Raw genomic sequence first — 19895 nt, forward strand, 5'->3', positions numbered from 1 at the left:
GGTTACCCCGGCCCGCAACGCCCGATTCAACGACCTACGCCAACTGCAACCAGCGCCACAGCGCCGCCCAGCGCGGAGTCAGCGGGCCAAAGGCCAGGCGCCGCACCAGGCCACGGCGCAGGCGCCGGTAGAAGGGATGACTGCCGACATGACGGGCGTACCCGCCGGCCTCCCCGAAAAGGGCTCGGGCGGCGCGGGCGTCGCCCTGTTCCCAGGCCTTGGCGGTGCCTTCGGCCAGCCGCTTCAGGCACAGGTAGAAGGCTCTCAACTCTGCCCCTTCCAGCCTGGCCAGCCACTCCGCCACCGCTTCACGGTCATCGGCCAGGGCGGCGTCGCCCACCAGCCAGGCCATGGCGTCGTGGTTGTTGGGGTCGCGCTGCAGCGACAGGCGCGACACCTCCGCCGCCTCGGCATCGCGCTTGAGGGCACGCAGCGCCAGGGACAGGTTGTCCAGCGCCCAGGCGGGCAGGTCGTCGCGCTCGCGCCAGTCGCCCATCCAGTGGAGCATCGCCGAGTAGCGTTCCTGGCTGCTCAGCGCGTAGCTGGCCATGCCCCAGGTCACGGGGTTCTCGCGGATGGCCGGGGCGCACGCCTCCAGGGTGCGCGTGAGCAGCCCGCTGGCATTCTTGCGCTCGGCCAGCAGGTCGAGCATGCCGTGGCGGGCGGCATGACTTTCATCCTCGGGCAGCACGCGCTGGAAGGCCCGCCACAGGGAACCGGGCAACCAGCGGGCATCCTCCATGGCAAACCAGTGGCGGTAGGCGATGCGGTGCAGCTCGCCGCTCGGGGCGAACTGCTCGAGCACGTCGCTCCAGATCCGATCATCCACTGGGACGCCCAGCACCTCGATGACGCCTTGCCAGGCATCCAGCCCCGCGGTGGTGGTGCAGACCCGCTCCAGGGCCTGGCGCTTCAGTTCGCGGTCGTTGACCATCCCGGCCGCCCGCACGCCGCGCACCAGCGCGGAGGGGCTGGCCTCGCCGGCCAGCAGGCGGCGCACCACGTCGGCCGACTCGGCGTGCCGGCCGCTCTCGGCCAGCAGGTCGAAGGCATGCAGCCCGGCGAAGCTGTAGTCGCGGTCCAGCTCGAAGGCCTTGAGGAAGGCCGGCAGTGCATCGGCCTTGCGTTCGGCCATCAGCAGGGCATGGCCACGGAAGCCATGGGAGACGGCCTTGCGCGGCTCCAGGCGGACCATCTGGTCGGCGGCGGCCAGGTAGGCCTCGGCGTTGCCGCCGTTGTCGTGCAGGTCGGCCAGCTCGCGCCAGCCGTCGTAGGCATCCGGGTGCACCCGCAGCAGCGCGTCGAGTTCAGCCTGGGCGCCCTCGCGGTCGTCGTTGCGCAGGCGCACGCGGGGGCCGTAGAGCGCCAGTTCCACCGGTGGCGCGCCGCCCCAGCAGGGCGCCTGGAGCAAGGCATCCAGCTCGTCCTGGCGGCCGCCTTCCAGCAGCAGGCGGGCCAGCTGGTCGTTGGCGCCCCGGTGCCGGGGGGTGAGCTGCAGGGCGCGGCGCAGGGCCTGTTCGCGGGCTTCGTCAGCGCTTTCCTGCTCGGCCAGGGCCAGCCAGGCGTCGCTGTCACCGGCGCGCCGCTCCACCAGGCTGCGGGCCAGGGCCAGGGGCCGCTCGGGCTGGTCCAGCGCGGCGCTGTAGCGGCGCAGCTGGTTCCAGGCCCAGCCGTTGCCGGGTTCGTCGAGCAGGACGCGCTCGGCCTCGTCGGCACCGGCGGCCATCTCGCCGCGCTCGCCCAGCACGTAGCCGAGCCAGGCGCGCAGGTCGGTGTTGTCGGGGGTGCGCTGGAGCACGCCGCGCAGCATGGCTTCGGCCTCGTCGAGGCCGGTGCCCTCCTCCACCAGGGTCTCCACGTAGAGGCGCACGCTCTGGGTCCACAGCGGGTTGATCCGCAGGCTGTCGCGCAGGGTCTCGCGGCACTCGGCGTAGCGGCCCTGGTCACGCAGCAGCAGGGCGCGCTCCAGGCCCAGGCGCGGCATCTGGCTGAAGCGTTCCTGGGCACGGGCCAGCAGGGCGTCGGCTTCGTCGGTGCGTTCGAGGAAGGCCAGTTGGCGGGCGGTGACCACCCACAGCTGCCAGGTGTCCGGCTGGCGCTCCAGGGCGGCCTGGAGCTGCTCCAGCAGCGCGGCATCGTCCAGCAGGGCGCGGGCCTGGTAGGCGTAGGTGAGCCAGCCGTCGCCGAAGTTCACCTGCTGCACCAGTTGGGTGTGGATGTAGGCCAGGGCTTCGTCCAGTTCCTCTCGGCTGGCGCAGCTGTCCAGCAGCATGCTCAGGGCGTAGTCGTTGTCGATGCTGCGGGCCAGCGCCAGGCGGAAGGCCTCGCGGGCAGCCTCGCGGCGGCCGGCCTGCAGGTGCACGAAGCCGAGGGTGGACTGGGCGCTGGTGGCGCCGTGCTCCACCTGGATGGCCCGCTCGCAGGTCTCCAGGGCTTCGTCGTCGCGCCCCAGGCGGGCCAGGGTCACGGCCAGTTCGCGGATCGCCCAGGCGTGCTCGGGGTGGCTGGCCAGCAGGCGCAGCAGGGCGGTCTCGGTGTCTTCCAGGGAGCGCCGCTTGGCCCGCTCCACGGCCAGGTCGGCGATGCCCCGGTGATGGGGGAAGCGCGCCACCAGGGCTTCGACGTAGGCGTCCACGGCCTCTTCGCCGGCGCTCTGCAGCAGCAGGTCCACCTGCAGGCGGTGTACGCGCATGTTCAGCGGGTCCAGTTCGGCGGCTTCGCGGCACCAGGCCTGGGCCTGTTCGAGGTCACCGCCGGCGCGCTGGCTGTGCAGCACGGCGGCACGCAGCCAGTTGCCGCGCCGGCTGACCGGTTCGGCGCGTTCGAGCAGGGCCTGGTTCAGCTCCAGTTCGCCGATGCGTCCGTAGAAGTCGGCCAGGCTGAGCAGCAGCGCGGGGTCGCGCGGGCGCTGTTCGACGGCCTGCTCCAGGACCTCGCGGCACTCCCGGGAGAAGTCCAGCTCCTCCAGGCATTCGGCGAGGGTCAGGCTCGGGCCGGCGTCCAGGCTGCCCAGGCGTGCCTGCCGGCGACGCAGGAAGGCCAGGCCCTCCTCCTGGCGGCCGAGGAAGCGCAGGGCGCGGAAGTACTGGACGCTGAAGCCTTCGTTGGTGTCGTGCAGGCAGGCGGCGATGCGGTAGTAGTCGCAGGCCGCCTCGCGCTCGCCGGCGCTCCACAGCTGGCTGGCCAGCTCGTTCCAGGCCAGGGCGTTGGTCGGTGCCTGGCGCAGGACACGGGCCAGCAGGCGGCGGGCCTCGGGGGCGTCGCGGCCGTCCTCGCCGAGGACGCTGGTGTAGCGCACCAGCAGCACGGGGTCGCACCAGCGTTCCTGGCAGTGCTGGGCGAGCCAGTCGAGGTGGACTTCGCGGCTTTCCAACTGGGACAGCGAGGTGGCCTTGGAGAGGATCAGGTTGGCGTCTTCGGGGAAGCGCTGCAGCAGCGCTTCGGTGGCTTCCAGCACCTGGCTCTCGCGGCCGTCGTACCAGCCGAGGGCGCGCAGGCCCTGGTAGGCCAGGCGGTGCTCGGGCGCGGCTTGGCGCAGGGCCTGGAGGGCGGCCTCGGCCTCTTCGCGGTCGTGCACTTCCAGGGCGCTGACCAGGCGGTAGTAGTGATCCCACACGTCGCTTTCGGGCAGCTCCAGCCCGTCCAGCCGGTGGGCTTCCTCGGGGGGCAGCAGGAGCATGCCGCGCGGGCCGGAGGGGCGCTGGCTCTCCAGCAGGCCGACGGCGAGGGATTCGCCGAAGTGGGCCTGGCCGGGGTCGCGGATCAGCAGGGTGCCACGGGGTTCGTCGTAGCCCACCACGGCCTGCAGGTGGCCGCTGCCGGTGTACTGCAGGGTCAGGGTGAAGGGGATGCCGCGGTCGATCAGGGCACGGCTGGTGGCCCAGTCCACGGTGAACTCGCGGGCCAGCCAGCCGTTGCGCTCGCCCCAGGCGCGCTCGGCCTGGTGGGAGGTGCCGTCGTAGCAGATCTCTTCGGCCACTTCGAGGTGGCCGACGGGGCGGCCCCAGTAACCGGACAGCGCGGTGAGGGTGGCCGGTACGCAGGTCATGTGGTGCTGGCGGACGAAGCGCACCGGCAGCAGGCAGCGCCGGCCCTGGGGCTCGGCGAGGTGCTCGGCGACCTTGCGGTAGAACGGCGACTCCGACTCCAGGGCCAGGCGATGCCCGGCGGCCAGGTCGCCGCGCAGGCAGGCGATGTCGCACCGGCGGGCGGCGTACCAGCCGCGCATGCCCTTCTCCATCAGCGGCGCCAGCTGTTCGCCATGGGCCAGCCAGTGCTCGGCCTCGTCGAGGGCTTCGCGTTCGATCAGCAGGTCGGTGAGCTGGGCACACAGGCTGGCGCTCTCGCTGCGCGCGCAATCGGCCCGCAGGCGCGCCAGGGCGGCGTCCTCGCGGCCGAGCTGCAGTTCCAGCTGCGCGGCCTGGTGCTGGGCGCCGCGGTAGTCGGGGCGCTCGGCGAGCACGGCTTCGCAGAGGGCCAGGGCTTCTTCGTAGCGGTCCTCCTGCTCCAGGCTGTAGGAGCGCTCCACCGGCAACCACGGGTCGCCGGGCAGCAGGCGCTCGGCTTCGGCGTGGCATTCGGCGCTGCGGTCGAAGTCACGCAGCAGCGCGTGCAGGTAGCCGAGGAAGGACAGCCATTCGGCGCGCAGCTCGGGCGCCTCGGGCAGCCAGCCGTCGAACCCCTGGACGAAGCGCCAGGCGCGGTACTGCCCGCGACGCGAGAGCAGGAAGCGCGCATAGCGCAGGCGTGCCTCGGGGGATTCGGGGTGGCGGCGGTAGGTGCGCCAGGCCAGGGCGTCGGCCAGACGCGGCGCGCCCATGTGGCCGACCAGGCGGCAGGCCAGCGCCAGGGCGGCGGGGTCACGCCATTGGCGGTAGTCACCCAGGCGGCCGGCCAGGGCATGGGCCTGGAGGAACAGGCCACGGTCGGCCAGCGCCTCGATGGCGTGCAGCAGCTCGGCGCGCTGGTGGGCGGGTAGATCGAGGGCGATGTCGGTCATCGGAACCATCCCTGGTCAGGCGGGGCCGCCACGCTGAGGTGGCGCCACGCTCAAGGTGAGAGCGGTTTCATCCGCGAAACAGGCTGAAAAGAATAATGCCCGGCACCGGGCAGAACCAGCGCCTGCGGCCGCGTTCTACTGCGCGACGGCTCATCGGTTCACAGGGGTGTGAACCGGGTAGCAGTCGTCGGGTTCCTTCAGGAGCGAAGAAACGAGATGGCGACAAAAGCGGGTGTCTTCACCAAACGTGTGTTGGGCGTGCTTTTGACCGTGGTGGCGCTGGTAGCGGTGACGGCCCATGCCATGGACGAGGATGTGGATAACGACGGATACCGCGATGCCACCTACGGTGGTACGGACGAGGATCTGGACAATGATGGCCGCCGCGATGCCCGCTTCGGCGGCACGGACGAGGACCTGGACAACGATGGGCGCCGTGATGCCGAGTTCGGTGGTACGGACGAGGACAGCGATAACGACGGGCGGCGCGATGCCCAGTACGGCGGCACCGATGAGGACATCGACAACGACGGCAAGCGTGACGTTCGTTTCGGTGGCACGGATGAAGACCGCGATAATGACGGCTACCGCGAGGAATAACGCGTCCGGCCCCCGGAAGACGCCCGCACATGCGGGCGTTTTCGCTTCTCCGCCCTCCCGCGAAACGACCACCCGCCGCGCCGTTGCACCGGGAGCCTGTTAGACTTCCGCCCCTCAGCCGACCCCAGCGGTCGCCCCGTCCACCGTTCCCGGATATGTCCATGCCGATTCGCCATTGCATCGTCCACCTCATCGACAAGAAGCCCGACGGCAGCGCCTCCACCCTGCACGCGCGCGACAGCGAGCTGGCCGAGTCCAAGGCCATCGAGAACCTGCTGGCCGACCTCAACGACAGCTACAACGCCAAGCAGGGCAAGGCCTGGGGCTTCTTCCACGAGGAGTCCGGCGCCTACCCCTTCAGTGGCTGGCTGAAGGCCTATCTGGAAGGCGGCGAGTTCGCGCCCTTCACCCGCCAGGCGGCGGAGCACCTGCAGAAGCTGATGGACGAGTCCAACCTCTCCACCGGCGGCCACGTGCTGTTCGCCCACTACCAGCAGGGCATGACCGACTACCTGGCCATCGCCCTGCTGCACCACAGCGAAGGGGTGACGGTGACCGAGTCCCTGGAGCTGGCCCCCGCCCGCCACCTGGACCTGGGCCAGTTGCACCTGGCGGCGCGCATCAACCTCTCGGAATGGCGCAACAACGCGCAGTCCAAGCAGTACATCTCCTTCATCAAGGGCAAGAACGGCAAGAAGGTCTCGGACTACTTCCGCGACTTCATCGGCTGCCAGGAAGGCGTCGACGCCCCCGGCGAGACCCGCACCCTGCTCAAGGCCTTCAGCGACTTCGTCGAGCAGGAAGACCTGGCCGAGGAACAGGCCCGCGAGAAGACCAAGACCCTGGTGGACTACGCCACCACCCAGGCCAAGCTGGGCGAGGCCATCACCCTGGAAGAGCTGTCCGGGCTGATCGACGAGGACCGCCCGCGTGCGTTCTTCGAGCACATCCGCAACAAGGACTACGGCCTGTCTCCGGAGATCCCGCCGGACAAGCGCACCCTCAGCCAGTTCCAGCGCTTCACCGGCCGTGCCGAGGGCCTGTCCATCAGCTTCGAGGCCCACCTGCTGGGTTCGAAGATCGAGTACGACGAGGGCCGCGACATGCTGATCATCCGGCAGGTGCCGACCCAGTTGAAGGATCAGCTCAAGCGCCGCAAGGACAACTGATCGCAGCGCCACCCTGGTGAGGCATGCAGGACGGAAACCCGGCACACGCCGGGTTTTCTCTGGGTACTCGGCACCACCCCCAGCCTTCCCGTGATTGCGGAACAGGCACTGGCCCCGATAAGATGCGACGCATTCTCATTTGAGCCCGGATCGCTCCCTTGCCCGCCTCCTCCTCCAGCAAACTGGGCTTCTTCTTCAGCGACCACCATCGCTGGCTGCTGCAGCACGTGCAGCGGCAGTTGCGTAACCGCGCGGATGCCGAGGACACGGCAGCCGAAACCTTCTGCCAGCTGCTCGCTGCGCGGGTCGACCCGGACAGCATCGAACAGCCCCGTGCCTACCTTTCCACCATCGCTCGCCGACTGATCTTCGATCGCCACCGCCGCAAACGCCTGGAGCAGGCCTACCTGGAGCGGCTGATGCTGCTGCCGGAGGAACTGGTGCCCTCCCCGGAGGAAAGCCACCTGCTGCTGGAGGCCCTGCACGCCATCGACCGCAGCCTTGCCGGCCTGCCGCTGACGGTAAAGAAGGCCTTTCTCATGAGCCAGCTCGACGGTCTCGGCTACGCGGAGATAGCTCGGCGCCTGGGCGTCTCCGAGCGCACCGTCGGCCGCTACATGACCCAGGCCCTGCGCCAGTGCTACCTGAGCGGGGCCCAGCCGTGAGCCGCGACGCATTGGCTCCGGCCGCCGAAGAGGCCATCGCCTGGATGGTGCGCCTGCGCACCGGGCACACCGACGCACACCAGCAGGCGCTGTTCCAGCAGTGGCTGGAGCAAGCGCCCGCCCATGCGCACGCCTGGGCGCAATTGCAACGCGGCCTGGGCGGCCACTACGACATCGTGAGCCGAGCCCCCCAAGCCCTGCGCGAGAGCCTGCTGCAACACGAACCAGGCCGCCGCGACCTGCTGCGCAGCCTGGTCGGTATCGGCCTGCTCGGTGGCGGGCTCTGGCTCGGCGGCCGCAGCCAGCCAGGCCAGGCGTTGATGGCAGGCCTGCGCACCGGCACCGGCGAACGACGCCATTTCACCCTGGCTGATGGCAGCCAGTTGGACCTGAACGCCGGCAGCGCCGCCGATTTCGCCCCCTCCGCCGAGCATCGCCTGCTGCACCTGTACCAGGGCGCCCTGGTGGTCCAGGTGGCAGCGGACCCGTCGCGCCCCTTCGTTGTGCGCAGCGCTCAAGGTGAGATCCGTGCGCTCGGCACGCGCTTCCTGGTCGAGCAACTGGCGGGGGCCACCCGCGTGGTGGTGCTGGAGCATGCCGTGCGCGCCTCGCTGCCCAACCGCACCACGCTGGACATGACTGAAGGCCAGGCCGCCCTGCTGCACGACCAGCGCATCGAGCCACTGCCTCGCGGACAGGCCTTCCGGGCTGACTGGGTCGAGGGCCGCCTCAGCGTGCTCGACGAACCCCTGGCGGCGGTGGTCGATGCTTTGCGCCCGTACCGTGCCGGGCTGATCCGTGTCAGCCCGGCAGTACGCGACCTGCGTGTGCAGGGCGTGTTCCCCCTGGACGACAGCGAACGCACCCTTGCCGCACTGGCGGAAACCCTGCCAATCCGCATCGAGCGCTACGGCCCCTGGCTGACGCTGATCGACACCTTTTGAAAGTGCGAGTGAAAAACTTTCGCATTCATGTCCGGTTTTTCGTACTCGTTGCACCTCTCTCCTGACACGTCCACCCTTTCAGGAGAACCCCCGTGCTCAAACCCTGGCCCCTTGCTCTCGCCATAGCCCTGGCTGCCGCCCCCTCGGCCTTTGTCCGAGCCGACGGTTCCGTCCAGCACGCCGTGCAGCGCTTCGACCTGCCGGCTGCCGGCCTGGCGGAGACGCTCAACGCCATCGCCCGCCAGAGCGACCAGGTGATAGCCCTCGACCCGGCGCTGGTAGCCGGCAAATACGCACCGGCCATACAGGGCGAGATGAGTGCCCTGCAGGCCATGCAGCGTGCCCTGCGAGGCAGTGGCCTGCAGGTGATCGTCACCAGCAGCGGCACCTTCAGCGTGGCACCGGCCGTGGATGCCGGCGGTGCACTCGAATTGAGCGCGACCGACATCAACAGCAGCGGACTGGGCGAAACCACCGAAGGCAGCGGCTCCTACACCACCGGCGCGGTGACCCTCGGCAAGACCGCGCGCTCCCTGCGCGAAACCCCGCAATCGGTGACCGTGGTCACGCGCCAGCTGATGGACGACAAGAACCTCGTCTCCCTCGACCAGGTGATGGCCCAGACACCGGGCATCACCCGCGCCAACCGTGGCTACGGCAACCACCACTTCAGTTCCCGGGGCTTCGATCTCACCGACGAGAGCTACATGGTCGACGGCGTGCCCGGACAAGCCTTCGCCTACACTGGCTGGATGCCGCCGGACATGGCGATCTTCGATCGCGTCGAAGTACTGCGTGGCGCCTCCGGGCTTCTGGTGGGAGCCGGCAACCCAGGCGGCGCGGTGAACCTGGTGCGCAAGCGCCCGACCCTGGACCCGCGCTTCACCATCACCACCCGCGCCGGGTCCTGGGACACCTACCGCCTCGACCTGGACGCCAGCGGCCGACTGAACGACGAAGGCACCCTGCGGGGCCGCATGGTCGCTTCCTATGAGGATCGCGGGTCGTTCATTGATGTCACCACGTCCAAGCGCCCACTGCTCTACGGCATCGTCGAAGCCGACCTGAACAACGCCACCACGGTCGCTTTCGGGCTGCGCCGGCAGACCTCGCGCATCGACGGCTACAGCGTGCTGGGCCTGCCGATGAACCCCGATGGCAGCAACCCGCACCTCAAGCGCTCGACCTTCCTCGGCCAGGACTGGGCCAAGCTGCAGAGCCGCATCGACGAAGTGTTCGCCGACCTCGACCATCGCTTCAACGACACCTGGACCGGCAAACTGGCGCTGTCCCACTCCGAAAGCAGCTACAACCGCAGCGCCATCGAATGGGGCGCAGCCGATACGCTGACCTACGGCAGCCCCGGCGGCCCGATGGTCAGCGGCATCGGCTACCACAAGTTCGATGCCACCTCGAATGCCGTCGACGGCCACCTGGACGGCGAGTTCGAGGCCTTCGGCCTGTCCCACCAAGTGACCCTGGGTGCCAACTGGTCCAGGCGCAAGATGAACGACAAGGACGCCACCGTCGCGTTGCCCAGCCCCATCCCCCTCGACGTGTTCAATCCCGACCACGGCAACGTGCCCCGCCTCGCCCGCCAGGCCTGGGACGCCAAGGACGACACCCTCGAAACCCGCTACGGCACCTACCTCAACGCCCGCCTGCACATGACCGAAGCCCTCAGCCTGGTCCTCGGCGGCCGTCTGAGCTGGTACAAGACCGACGCCTGGAACGGTGACCTGCTCTCCACCAACCAGCAGAAGCACGAGTTCACGCCCTTCGTCGGCGCCCTCTACGACCTCGATGAAACCTGGACCCTGTATGCCAGTTACGCCGACATCTTCATGCCCCAGGCCAGCTATCGCACCGTGGGCGGTCGCATGCTGGACCCCTCCATCGGCTCCAACTACGAGACCGGGATAAAGGGCGAGCTGTTCGACAAACGCCTGAATCTCTCCTTCGCGCTGTTCTACATCGAGCAGGAGGACATGGCCGCCCGCGACTACGCCAACGACGGCAAGTGCACGCAGGATGTCGCGGGACGCTGCTGGGTGAACAGCGATGGCATCAGCCGCAGCAAGGGCTTCGAGGCGGAAGCCAGCGGAGAGGTACTGCCAGGGCTGCAGGTAGCGGCCGGCTACACCTTCAACACCACCCGCTCGGAGGATGGCGGGCCCATCTCCGCGCAGACTCCCAAGCACCTGCTGCGTCTCAATACCCTCTACACCTTGCCGGGCGAGTGGAACCGCTTCAGCGTCGGCGGCGGTGTGTCCGCGCAATCCGGCTACGAAGATGCCTACAACGGCACCGACAACAGCGGCCGGGCGATCTTCGACGCGCGGGCGGCCTATAAGGTCGACTCGAACTGGACCGTCGCCCTGGACGTCGAGAACCTGTTCGACCGCACCTACTTCGCCTCTACCGGCTACTGGACGCGAGGCACCACGTACGGCACGCCGCGCAGTTACATGCTCACCCTGCGCGGCGATTTCTGAAGGGACCGACGCTCGGTGTTGTCAGCGCGCCTCGATATGGAAGCCGACCCGCGGGAAGTGCACGTGCACCACGCCGGCGCGGTCGTCCTCACGGCGCAGGATGAGGCTTTCCAGGCCGACGAACAGCAGCTCGCCTTCCACCGGGTCCACGCCGTAGTCAGTGGCGGCGATGCTGACCGCCTGGCCGGCCACCAGGCCATTGGCATCGCTGAAGGGCTCGGCCGGCAGCGGGGCCGGTTCGGCGGCGCGGGCGATCTCGATGGCTTCGGCAGCGCTCAGCTGGCTGGAGGCGCCATGGCCGAAGCCGAGCACACGGCCCAGCCAGGCGGCGACCGCCGGGTACTCATCCACCAGCGGGGCGGTGACCGGGGTGCCCTTGAGGAACCACAGGCAGTGGGCCAGGGAGAAGTCGGCCATGCTCGGCTCGCCGAAGAGGAAGTCGCCGCCGACAGCCAACTGCGCCTGGACCCGGGCCATGAAGGTGGGCCAGTTGTGCCGGGCCACCTCCAGCGGCAGGCGGCTGCTGGTGCCGCCGCTGAACAGCGCGGCGCGGTCGGCCATGAAGGCCTTGACCGCTTCCGGCGGCAGGCCGGCGAAGCGCACGGCGGCCGATTCGGGCTGGAACACCAGGGTCACGGCGTGCTGGAAGATCACCGCGTCCACCCAGTGGCAGAAGCTGGCGATGTTGAAGGCATGGGCATCGGGCAGCAGCGCCGGGACAGCCTTTTCCTGCTCCAGGCGACGGGCGATCAGGGCGGTGTCGCAGTAGATGTCGGCGCCCACCTGCAGCACCGGCGTCTTGCGGTAGCCGCCGGTCAGGGCCATCAGGTCGGGCTTGGGCATCACCCGGGGAATGTGCACCGAGCGCCAGGACAACTGCTTGAAGCCCAGCATCAGGCGGGCCTTCTCGGCGAAGGGCGAGGCGGGATAGTGGTGCAGGATCAGCTCGTGCATGGCGCGCTCCATCAGGTGGCGTGGGAGCCGCAGCTTAACCGGCCTGCGCGCTACGGCCTATCGCCCAACCGGCATGACAGGCCATCAGCCTCGCTGATACAGGTCGCCACCAACGCCTCCTTGGCGCGCTTGCTCAAGGCCTTGATGGCACGCTCGCGGCGCAGGGCGTCGCCCTTGCTGGCGCAGACCTCGACGTAGACCAGCGCCTGGGCCGGGCTGGAATGGAAGAAGCGCGCGCCCTTGCCGCTCTGGTGCTGCTCGAAGCGGCGCAGCGGGTGGTCGCTGATGCCGCAGTACAACGCGCCGTTCAACGCACGCACCAGGTAGACGAACCAGGGCCGGGGTGGCGCTGCACTCATGCCCAGGCCACGGCTCGCAGGCGCTGGCAGTAGTCCACCAGCACGGGGTATTCCCGCGCCAGGCGGTTGAGCGGGGTCTGCAGGGAGCAGAACACCAGGTTGGCCAGCACGCCGTAGGCGGAGGCATCGGCGCTGCAGGGGTGGTCGCCGCCGAAGAACGGGGCGTCGCCGAGCAGGTCGGTGAGGGCCTGCAGGTCTTCCCGGGCGAAGGTGAGCAGGTCTTCCCGCTCGTGGCGGGCGAAGCCCTGGGCGCTCAGGTCGGCCCTGACGCGGCGCTGGATCAGCGGGGTGATCAGCGTCAGCAGCGCCGGGCCGAGGTGGCCGAAGAAAGCCTGGCGGGTCTGCTGCCAGCCCTCCGGCTCCAGCCAGCGGAAGTACACCAGCAGCCAGTAGAGGTGGTCGTCGCACAGGCGGGTGACGGCCACCGCGCGGCCACGGGCCTCGGCGTCGAGGTGCTGGTCGAGTTCCAGGTGCAGGCGCTCGGTGAGCACCCGCTGGATGATGGCGCTGTCGGCGATCAGCTCGCCGTCGAAGTCGATGTAGGGGAGCTTGCCCTTGGGGGCCTTGCGCGGGTCGCGGAGCGCACGCACCTGGTACTGCACGCCGGCCAGGCGCATGAAGGTCTCCAGCTTGAGGCAGAAGGGGCTGACGTTGGGCACGTCGAACCCGGCAGGGAACTGGTAGAGCCTGATCATGAAGAAGTTACCGGTGAACAATCCGCCGGCGAGCTTAGCAGGTTGCCCGGGTGGCATCGCGCCACCCGGGCTCCGGCTGCTCAGTGGTTGGCGCGCCAGGCGGCCAGCCCGTGGGCGGCCTGGCGGCGGATCGCCGCCTGCACCGGCGGCAGCCAGCCCAGCAGCAGGCCCTTGGCGCCGAGGGCCTGGCGGGCCCAGCGCCACAGGTCGAAGCTGTCGCGGTGCTCGACGATCAGGCCGTTCTCGAAGCGGAAGCGCGCCTCGATGCGGTTGACCACGGTGCGCCCGGTCTGGCTGAACAGGTAGGTGGCGACCCAGCGCGCGCGGCCCTCGCGGTCATCGGCCTCGACACCGTCGAAGGTCAGGGAGAAGGCCTGGGCGCGCTGGGTCAGCATGCGCCACATGTCCGCCGCCTCGCTGCCGCGCAGGTCGGTGAACACCGGGTCGGCGAAGCGCACGTCGGCGGCGTAGCAGGCGGCCATGGTCTCGGCGTCCAGGGCCTGGAAGGCGCGGTAGAAGCGTTCGATGAGGGCGGCGTTGGGGTGGCTCATGGGGCGGCTCGCGGCAGGTGGGGTGAGGAGAGTATCGACGCCTTTCCGCTGGGCGGCGATTGGCTGTATCGCCATCTTTGTGGCAATAATCGCCATCCTTCCCTACCCCGTGCCGAGCCTTGTGATGATCCGAGTCGCCCTGCTGGTCTGCCCACAGACGGTCTGCTCCAGCCTGGCCATGGCCGACGACGCGTTCCGCCTGGCCAATGCCCTGGCGGGCGAGGAGCTGTTCGAGGTGCTGCGGGTCAGCCGGGATGGCCAGCCGGTGGACCTGGGCATGGCCAGCATCCGCGTGGATGGCGACCTGGGCCTGGCCGAAGGCGCACGCCTGGTGATGCTGCCGGCCACCGGCAGCGCGGTGGAACGCACCATCGCCGCCAACCCGGAGCTGCTGCGCTGGCTGGCGCAGCGACCCGCCCGGCAGCAGGTGGCCAGCCTGTGCAGCGGCGCCTTCCTGCTGGGCGCCGCCGGGCTGCTGGAGGGCCGGCGTGCCACCACCCACTGGGCCCTGGCCGGCGCCTTTCGCCAACGCTTCCCTGGGGTGCGACTGGAGGCGGATGCGCTGTACACCGAGGACGGCGAGCGCTTCTGCTCCGGCGGCGCCCAGGCCGGGCTGGACCTGTGCCTGCACCTGATCGCCCGGCACGCCGGCGAGTGGCTGGCCCAGCGGGTGGCCAGCGCGCTGGTGGTGGAGCGCGAGCGCGGCGGCCAGAACCGCTTCGCCCCGCTGGTCCCCGAGGCCGGCCTGGACGACCCGCAACTGGGCGCCTTGCTGGCCTGGCTGCAGGCCCACTACGCCGAGCCCATCGACCTGCCGGGACTGGCGGCGCGGGCCCACTGCTCGACCCGCACCCTGCTGCGGCGCTTCCGCACGGTGACCGGGCTGACCCCGAACGAGTACGTGCAGCGCCTGCGCATCGGCGCCGCCCAGCTCGCCCTGCGCCACCCGGGCCGCTCCCTGGAGCAGGTGGCGGCGCAGGTGGGCTACGGCGACCGGGCGACCTTCGCCAAGCTGTTCAAGCAGGTGTGCGGGGAAACGCCAGGGGCCTTCCGCAGGCGCCTGCGGGAACAGGCGTGATCCGCGTCATGCACCGTGCGGAGTGGCCGGCATTCCCGGACTGAAGTCCGGGCTACGGCGGACATGAAAAAGGGGCCCGAAGGCCCCTTTCCGTGTCGTGCTGGCGATCAGTGCAGGATCTGCCCGAGGAAGAGCTTGGTGCGCTCGTTCTGCGGGTTGTCGAAGAAGGCGTTGGGTTCGTTCTGTTCGACGATCTCGCCCTTGTCCATGAAGATCACCCGGTCCGCCACGGTGCGGGCGAAGCCCATCTCGTGGGTCACGCAGAGCATGGTCATGCCGTCCTGGGCCAGGCCGACCATGGTGTCGAGCACTTCCTTCACCATCTCGGGGTCGAGGGCGGAGGTGGGTTCGTCGAACAGCATGATCTTCGGCTTCATGCACAGGGCGCGGGCGATGGCCACGCGCTGCTGCTGGCCGCCGGAGAGCTGGCCGGGGAACTTGTGGGCCTGCTCGGGGATGCGCACGCGCTCCAGGTAGTGCATGGCGATCTCTTCGGCCTGGCGCTTGGGCATCTTGCGCACCCACATGGGTGCCAGGGTGCAGTTCTGCAGCACGGTGAGGTGCGGGAACAGGTTGAAGTGCTGGAACACCATGCCCACTTCGCGGCGGATGGTCTCGATCTGCTTGAGGTCGTTGGTCAGCTCGGTGCCGTCGACGACGATGCGGCCCTGCTGATGCTCTTCCAGGCGGTTGATGCAGCGGATGGTGGTGGACTTGCCGGAGCCGGACGGGCCGCAGAGGACGATGCGCTCGCCCGGCTTGACGTTCAGGTTGATGTCCTTGAGCACGTGGAACTGGCCGTACCACTTGTTCACGCCCTGCAGCTGGATGATCGGCGCAGCGGCGTCATTGCGGATTGCTTCACTCATTCAGATTCTCCTAACGCTTGTGCCCGGTATGCAGCTTGCGCTCCAGCCTCATGGAGTAGCGCGACATGCTGAAACAGAAGATCCAGTAGACCAGGGCGGCGAATACGTAGCCTTCGGTGGACATGCCCAGCCATTTGGGGTCGGTGGTCGCCTGCTTGATGCTGTTGAGCAGGTCGAACAGGCCGATGATGATCACCAGGCTGGTGTCCTTGAACAGGGCGATGAAGGTGTTGACGATGCCGGGGATGACCAGCTTCAGCGCCTGCGGCAGGATCACCAGCGCGGTGCTGCGCCAGTAGCCCAGGCCGAGGGCGGCGGCGGCTTCGTACTGGCCCTTGGGGATGGCCTGCAGGCCGCCGCGGACCACTTCGGCGACGTAGGCCGCCTCGAAGAAGATCACCATCACCAGGGCGCGCAGCAGCTTGTCGAGGTTCATGCCTTCGGGCAGGAACAGCGGCAGCATCACCGAGGACATGAACAGCACGGTGATCAGCGGCACGCCGCGCCAGAACTCGATGAAGGTCACGCAGATGACCTTGATCGCCGGCAGCTTGGAGCGCCGCCCCAGGGCCAGCAGGATGCCCAGCGGCAGGGCGCCGGCGATGCCGACGTAGCCGATCACCAGGGTCAGCATCAGGCCGCCCCAGCGGCTGGTGGACACTTCCTGCAGACCCAGCCCGCCGTGCAGCAGCCAGAAGGCCAGCAGCGGGTAGACCACCAGGAAACCGATCCCGTACAGGGCCTTGTGGGGCATCTTCTTCAGGAACAGCGGCGCAGCGCCGATGATCGCCACCCACACGGTGACGTCCACCCGCCAGCGCAGCTCGCTGGGGTAGAAGCCGTACATGAACTGGCCGAAGCGTTGCTGGATGAAGACCCAGCAGGCGCCCTCGCCGGTGCAGTCGGTGCGGGTGGTGCCGCTCCAGGTGGCGTGGATCACCGCCCAGTTCAGCAGCGGCGGGAGGATCAGCCACAACAGGTACAGCGACAGCAGGGTGAGCACGACGTGCAGCGGGCTGGCGAACAGGTTGTGGCGCAGCCAGGCGACCGGCCCCACGACATTGCTCGGCGGCGGCAGATCGGGCTTGAAGGTATGGGTGTTCATGGCTGTGCCCTCACCGCTCGATCAGCGCGATGCGCTTGTTGTACGCGTTCATCAGCAGCGAAATGCTGATGCTGATGGCCAGGTAGACGCTCATGGTGATGCCCATCACCTCAATGGCCTGGCCGGTCTGGTTGAGCGTGGTGCCGGCGAACAGCGAGACCATGTCGGGGTAGCCGATGCCGGCCGCCAGGGACGAGTTCTTCGCCAGGTTCAGGTACTGGCTGGTGAGCGGCGGGATGATCACCCGCAGGGCCTGGGGCACGATGACCAGGCGCAGGGTCAGGCCGGGGCGCAGGCCCAGGGAGTGCGCGGCCTCGGTCTGGCCGTGGCTGACGGCCTGGATGCCGGCGCGCACGGTCTCGCCGATGAAGGCGGCGGTGTAGATGGACAGCGCCATCATCAGCGCCACCAGCTCGGGGATCACCACCCAGCCGCCACGGAAGTTGAAGCCGCTGAGCTGCGGCACCTCCCAGTGGAAGGGGCTGCCGATCAGCAGGGCACTGAGGCCGGGCACCAGCACCAGCAGGGCGATGGCGCTGAGCAGCACGGGGAAGCGCTGGCCGGTCTCGTCCTGGCGCTTGCGGGCCCAGCGCCGCAGGGCATAGATGGCCACCAGGCACAGCAGCACGGCGATGGCGAAGGGCCAGAAGCCATCGGCCACGGTGGGCGAGGGCATGTACACGCCCCGGTTGTTGATGAAGAAGGTGTCGGCCAGGCTGAGGCTCTGCTTCGGCCCGGGCATGGGCAGCATCACCGCGAAGTACCAGAAGAAGATCTGCAGCAGCGGCGGGATGTTGCGGAAGGTCTCGATGTACACGGTGGCCAGCTTGCGCACCAGCCAGTTGGGCGACAGCCGGGCCACGCCCAGGATGAAGCCGAGGATGGTGGCGAGGATGATACCGATCACCGTCACCAGCAGCGTGTTGAGCAAGCCGATGAAGAAGACGCGCCCGTAGGTGTCACTTTCCTCGTAGTCGATCAGGTGCTGGGAGATGCCGAAGCCGGCGCTCTGGTCGAGAAAGCCGAAGCCGGAAAGGATCCCGCGCTTCTCGAGGTTGACCTGGGTGTTATGGAAGAGGAACCAGCCGAAGGCCACGACGGCGACCACGGCGATGATCTGGAATAGCCACGCGCGCACCTTGGGATCGGTCAGTACCGACCCTCGGGCACGCGGGGCTTGGGAAGTGTTGTGCATGACAGCCCTCGACGATTGGAACGGAACGCTGCCGCCCGCCTCCGCAGGCGGCAGCGTGGTCGGTCAGCGCACCGGCGGTGCGTATTGCAGACCGCCCTTGTTCCACAGGGCGTTGAGGCCGCGCTCGATCTTCAGGTCGCTGCCGGCACCGACGTTGCGGTCGAAGATCTCGCCGTAGTTGCCGACCTGCTTGACGATCTGGACGGCCCAGTCCTTCGGCAGCTTGAGGTCCTTGCCGAAATCACCCTCGGCGCCCAGCAGGCGGGCAACGTCGGGGTTCTTGGTGGACTTGGCGGTGGCTTCGACATTCTTCGAGTCGATGCCCAGTTCCTCGGCGTTCAGCTGGGCGAACAGGGTCCAGCGCACGATATCGAACCACTCTTCGTCACCCTGGCGCACGGCCGGGCCGAGGGGTTCCTTGGAGATGACTTCCGGCAGCACCACGTACTCGTTCGGCGCGGCCAGCTTGATGCGCTGGGCGTAGAGCTGGGACTGGTCGGAGGTCAGCACGTCGCAACGGCCGGATTCGAGGGACTTGGCGCTCTCGTCGGAGGTGTCGTAGGTGATGGGGGTGTACTTCAGGTTGTTGGCGCGGAAGTAGTCGGACAGGTTCAGCTCGGTGGTGGTACCGGCCTGGATGCACACGGTGGCGCCGTCCAGTTCCTTGGCGCTGGAAACGCCCAGCTTCTTGTTCACCAGGAAGCCCTGGCCGTCGTAGTAGGTCACGCCGGTGAAGTTCAGGCCCATCGCCGCGTCGCGGGAGCTGGTCCAGGTGGTGTTGCGGGAGAGGATGTCCACTTCGCCGGATTGCAGCGCGGTGAAGCGCTCCTTGGCGGTCAGGGGGCTGTACTTGACCTTGCTGGCGTCGCCGAAGACTGCAGCGGCAACGGCACGGCAGACGTCCACGTCGATGCCTTTGTATTCGCCCTTGGAATCGGCGTAGGAGAAGCCCGGGAGGCCATCACTGATGCCGCACTGCACGTAGCCTTTCTTCTTCACTGCGTCCAGGGTGGCGCCGGCCTGCACGAAACCACTGGCGCCGAGCACAGCAGCTGCGGTCAGCACAGCCAGGGTGGATTTCACCATCTTCATCAAAACCTCCAGTTGCTTTTATTTGTGTTGGAGTCTCGGTCCTACCGCCGTACCCTCGTGAGGCAGGTTCAACCGCCTGGGCGGCCAACCGGGGAATCGGACCTAAGGAAAGCGGGGATGCATCGCTCCACTCGTCCCGCGCTTTCCCCGCCCATTGGTCAAATGGGCTGGAGACGGATTTTCGTCCACAGGCTTCGCGGAACCCCGCAGCCAGCGGACGTTTGCAAGGGCACGGCGAACCGTGCCCCAACCCGTTGGGCCGCCGCCCGGAGTGTTACCTCACGGCCGGTGCCAGCAGTCTGCTACGGCCTTAGCAAGGCCCGTACCAGTACCTTTTCCGAAGGACTCTTCCGATAGGTCAATAGGAAAAGTTTTGATGGTGCGACATGTTCTTCACAGATAGACCACAACCCTGCAATGCGCCAGCACCACACTGGTGCGCACGCCCCAAACCGGAGCCCCACATGCGTGAATCCCTGATCCTGGAACCTACACACTCCGTCGATTCGTGCGTCATCTGGTTGCACGGTCTGGGGGCGGACCGTTACGACTTCCAGCCGGTGGCCGAGGCCCTGCAGCAGCAGCTCACCGGCACCCGTTTCATCCTGCCCCAGGCGCCCACCCGCGCCGTGACCATCAACGGTGGCTGGGCGATGCCCTCCTGGTACGACATCCTCGCCATGACCCCGGCCCGGGCCATCGACCAGGATCAGCTGGAAGCCTCGGCGCAGACGGTGATCGACCTGATCGAAGGCCAGCGCGATGCCGGCATCGACCCCGCGCGGATCATCCTCGCCGGCTTCTCCCAGGGCGGCGCGGTGGTGCTGCACACCGCCTTCCTGCGCTGGAACGGCCCCCTGGGCGGGGTGATGGCGCTGTCCACCTACGCGCCCACCTTCCCCGATGCGCTGGAGCTGGCGGATACAAAACTACAACTGCCGGCCCTCTGCCTGCATGGCACCTTCGACGACGTGGTGCCGCCGGCCATGGGCCGCGCCGCCCATGACAAGCTCGCCGCTGCCGGCGTGCCGGTGACCTGGCGCGACTACCCCATGGGCCACGAAGTGCTGCCCGAGGAAGTGCGCGACATCGGCGCCTGGCTGGCCGAGCGCCTCGTCCGCTGAC

Annotated in this window: 16 protein-coding genes; 7 read left to right on the forward strand and 9 right to left on the reverse strand. The window is 68.6% G+C overall.

Features of this window, described 5'->3' with window-relative positions; all coding sequences use genetic code 11:
• Positions 1-34: 34 nt before the first annotated feature.
• Positions 35-4999, reverse strand: a complete 4965-nt coding sequence (locus tag PotMrB4_RS22985) for a C39 family peptidase (protein WP_172434573.1) — start codon at positions 4997-4999, stop codon at positions 35-37.
• Between the two features lie 216 nt (positions 5000-5215).
• Between PotMrB4_RS22985 and PotMrB4_RS22990 the strand changes: the two genes are divergently transcribed.
• From PotMrB4_RS22990 to PotMrB4_RS23010, 5 genes are all read left to right on the forward strand, one after another.
• Entirely contained in the window at positions 5216-5599 is a 384-nt protein-coding gene (locus tag PotMrB4_RS22990; protein ID WP_172434574.1) for a hypothetical protein, read from the forward strand.
• Positions 5600-5760: 161 nt separating this feature from the next.
• Positions 5761-6768, forward strand: a complete 1008-nt coding sequence (gene yejK / locus PotMrB4_RS22995) for a nucleoid-associated protein YejK (RefSeq protein WP_074970821.1) — start codon at positions 5761-5763, stop codon at positions 6766-6768.
• Positions 6769-6926: 158 nt separating this feature from the next.
• Positions 6927-7433, forward strand: coding sequence for a sigma-70 family RNA polymerase sigma factor (locus tag PotMrB4_RS23000; protein WP_172434575.1), 507 nt, complete (start codon positions 6927-6929; stop codon positions 7431-7433).
• Entirely contained in the window at positions 7430-8377 is a 948-nt protein-coding gene (locus PotMrB4_RS23005) for a FecR family protein (RefSeq protein ID WP_172434576.1), read from the forward strand. Before PotMrB4_RS23000 ends, PotMrB4_RS23005 begins: the two co-directional genes overlap by 4 nt.
• 92 nt (positions 8378-8469) lie before the next feature.
• Positions 8470-10872, forward strand: coding sequence for a TonB-dependent siderophore receptor (locus PotMrB4_RS23010; RefSeq protein ID WP_172434577.1), 2403 nt, complete (start codon positions 8470-8472; stop codon positions 10870-10872).
• 21 nt (positions 10873-10893) lie between these two features.
• Here the strand turns inward: PotMrB4_RS23010 and PotMrB4_RS23015 are convergent, their stop codons facing one another.
• From PotMrB4_RS23015 to PotMrB4_RS23030, 4 genes are all read right to left on the reverse strand, one after another.
• On the reverse strand, positions 10894-11826 hold the full coding sequence (locus PotMrB4_RS23015) for a glutathione S-transferase family protein (RefSeq protein WP_172434578.1): 933 nt from the start codon (positions 11824-11826) through the stop codon (positions 10894-10896).
• Positions 11827-11876: 50 nt separating this feature from the next.
• Positions 11877-12185, reverse strand: a complete 309-nt coding sequence (locus PotMrB4_RS23020; RefSeq protein WP_044411691.1) for a GIY-YIG nuclease family protein — start codon at positions 12183-12185, stop codon at positions 11877-11879.
• Positions 12182-12880, reverse strand: a complete 699-nt coding sequence (locus PotMrB4_RS23025; protein ID WP_044411694.1) for a glutathione S-transferase family protein — start codon at positions 12878-12880, stop codon at positions 12182-12184. The genes PotMrB4_RS23020 and PotMrB4_RS23025 overlap by 4 nt, the downstream gene beginning before the upstream one ends.
• An 80-nt stretch (positions 12881-12960) precedes the next feature.
• On the reverse strand, positions 12961-13431 hold the full coding sequence (locus tag PotMrB4_RS23030; RefSeq protein WP_074970808.1) for a nuclear transport factor 2 family protein: 471 nt from the start codon (positions 13429-13431) through the stop codon (positions 12961-12963).
• A gap of 124 nt (positions 13432-13555) precedes the next feature.
• Between PotMrB4_RS23030 and PotMrB4_RS23035 the strand changes: the two genes are divergently transcribed.
• Positions 13556-14509: a GlxA family transcriptional regulator gene (locus tag PotMrB4_RS23035; RefSeq protein WP_172434579.1), complete on the forward strand. Its 954-nt coding sequence runs from the start codon at positions 13556-13558 to the stop codon at positions 14507-14509.
• Between the two features lie 107 nt (positions 14510-14616).
• Here the strand turns inward: PotMrB4_RS23035 and PotMrB4_RS23040 are convergent, their stop codons facing one another.
• From PotMrB4_RS23040 to PotMrB4_RS23055, 4 genes are all read right to left on the reverse strand, one after another.
• A complete protein-coding gene (locus PotMrB4_RS23040; protein WP_107329307.1) occupies positions 14617-15378 on the reverse strand; it encodes an amino acid ABC transporter ATP-binding protein in 762 nt (253 codons plus the stop codon).
• A 10-nt stretch (positions 15379-15388) separates the two neighbouring features.
• Complete coding sequence (locus tag PotMrB4_RS23045; protein ID WP_172434580.1) at positions 15389-16483, reverse strand: amino acid ABC transporter permease; 1095 nt, start codon at positions 16481-16483, stop codon at positions 15389-15391.
• A 10-nt stretch (positions 16484-16493) separates the two neighbouring features.
• A complete protein-coding gene (locus tag PotMrB4_RS23050) occupies positions 16494-17678 on the reverse strand; it encodes an amino acid ABC transporter permease (protein ID WP_172434581.1) in 1185 nt (394 codons plus the stop codon).
• A 63-nt stretch (positions 17679-17741) separates the two neighbouring features.
• Positions 17742-18770, reverse strand: coding sequence for an amino acid ABC transporter substrate-binding protein (locus PotMrB4_RS23055; RefSeq protein ID WP_074970800.1), 1029 nt, complete (start codon positions 18768-18770; stop codon positions 17742-17744).
• Between the two features lie 464 nt (positions 18771-19234).
• Between PotMrB4_RS23055 and PotMrB4_RS23060 the strand changes: the two genes are divergently transcribed.
• On the forward strand, positions 19235-19894 hold the full coding sequence (locus PotMrB4_RS23060; protein ID WP_172434582.1) for an alpha/beta hydrolase: 660 nt from the start codon (positions 19235-19237) through the stop codon (positions 19892-19894).
• The last annotated feature ends 1 nt before the right edge of the window (position 19895 follow it).

Source organism: Metapseudomonas otitidis, assembly GCF_011397855.1.
Lineage (GTDB): Bacteria > Pseudomonadota > Gammaproteobacteria > Pseudomonadales > Pseudomonadaceae > Metapseudomonas > Metapseudomonas otitidis.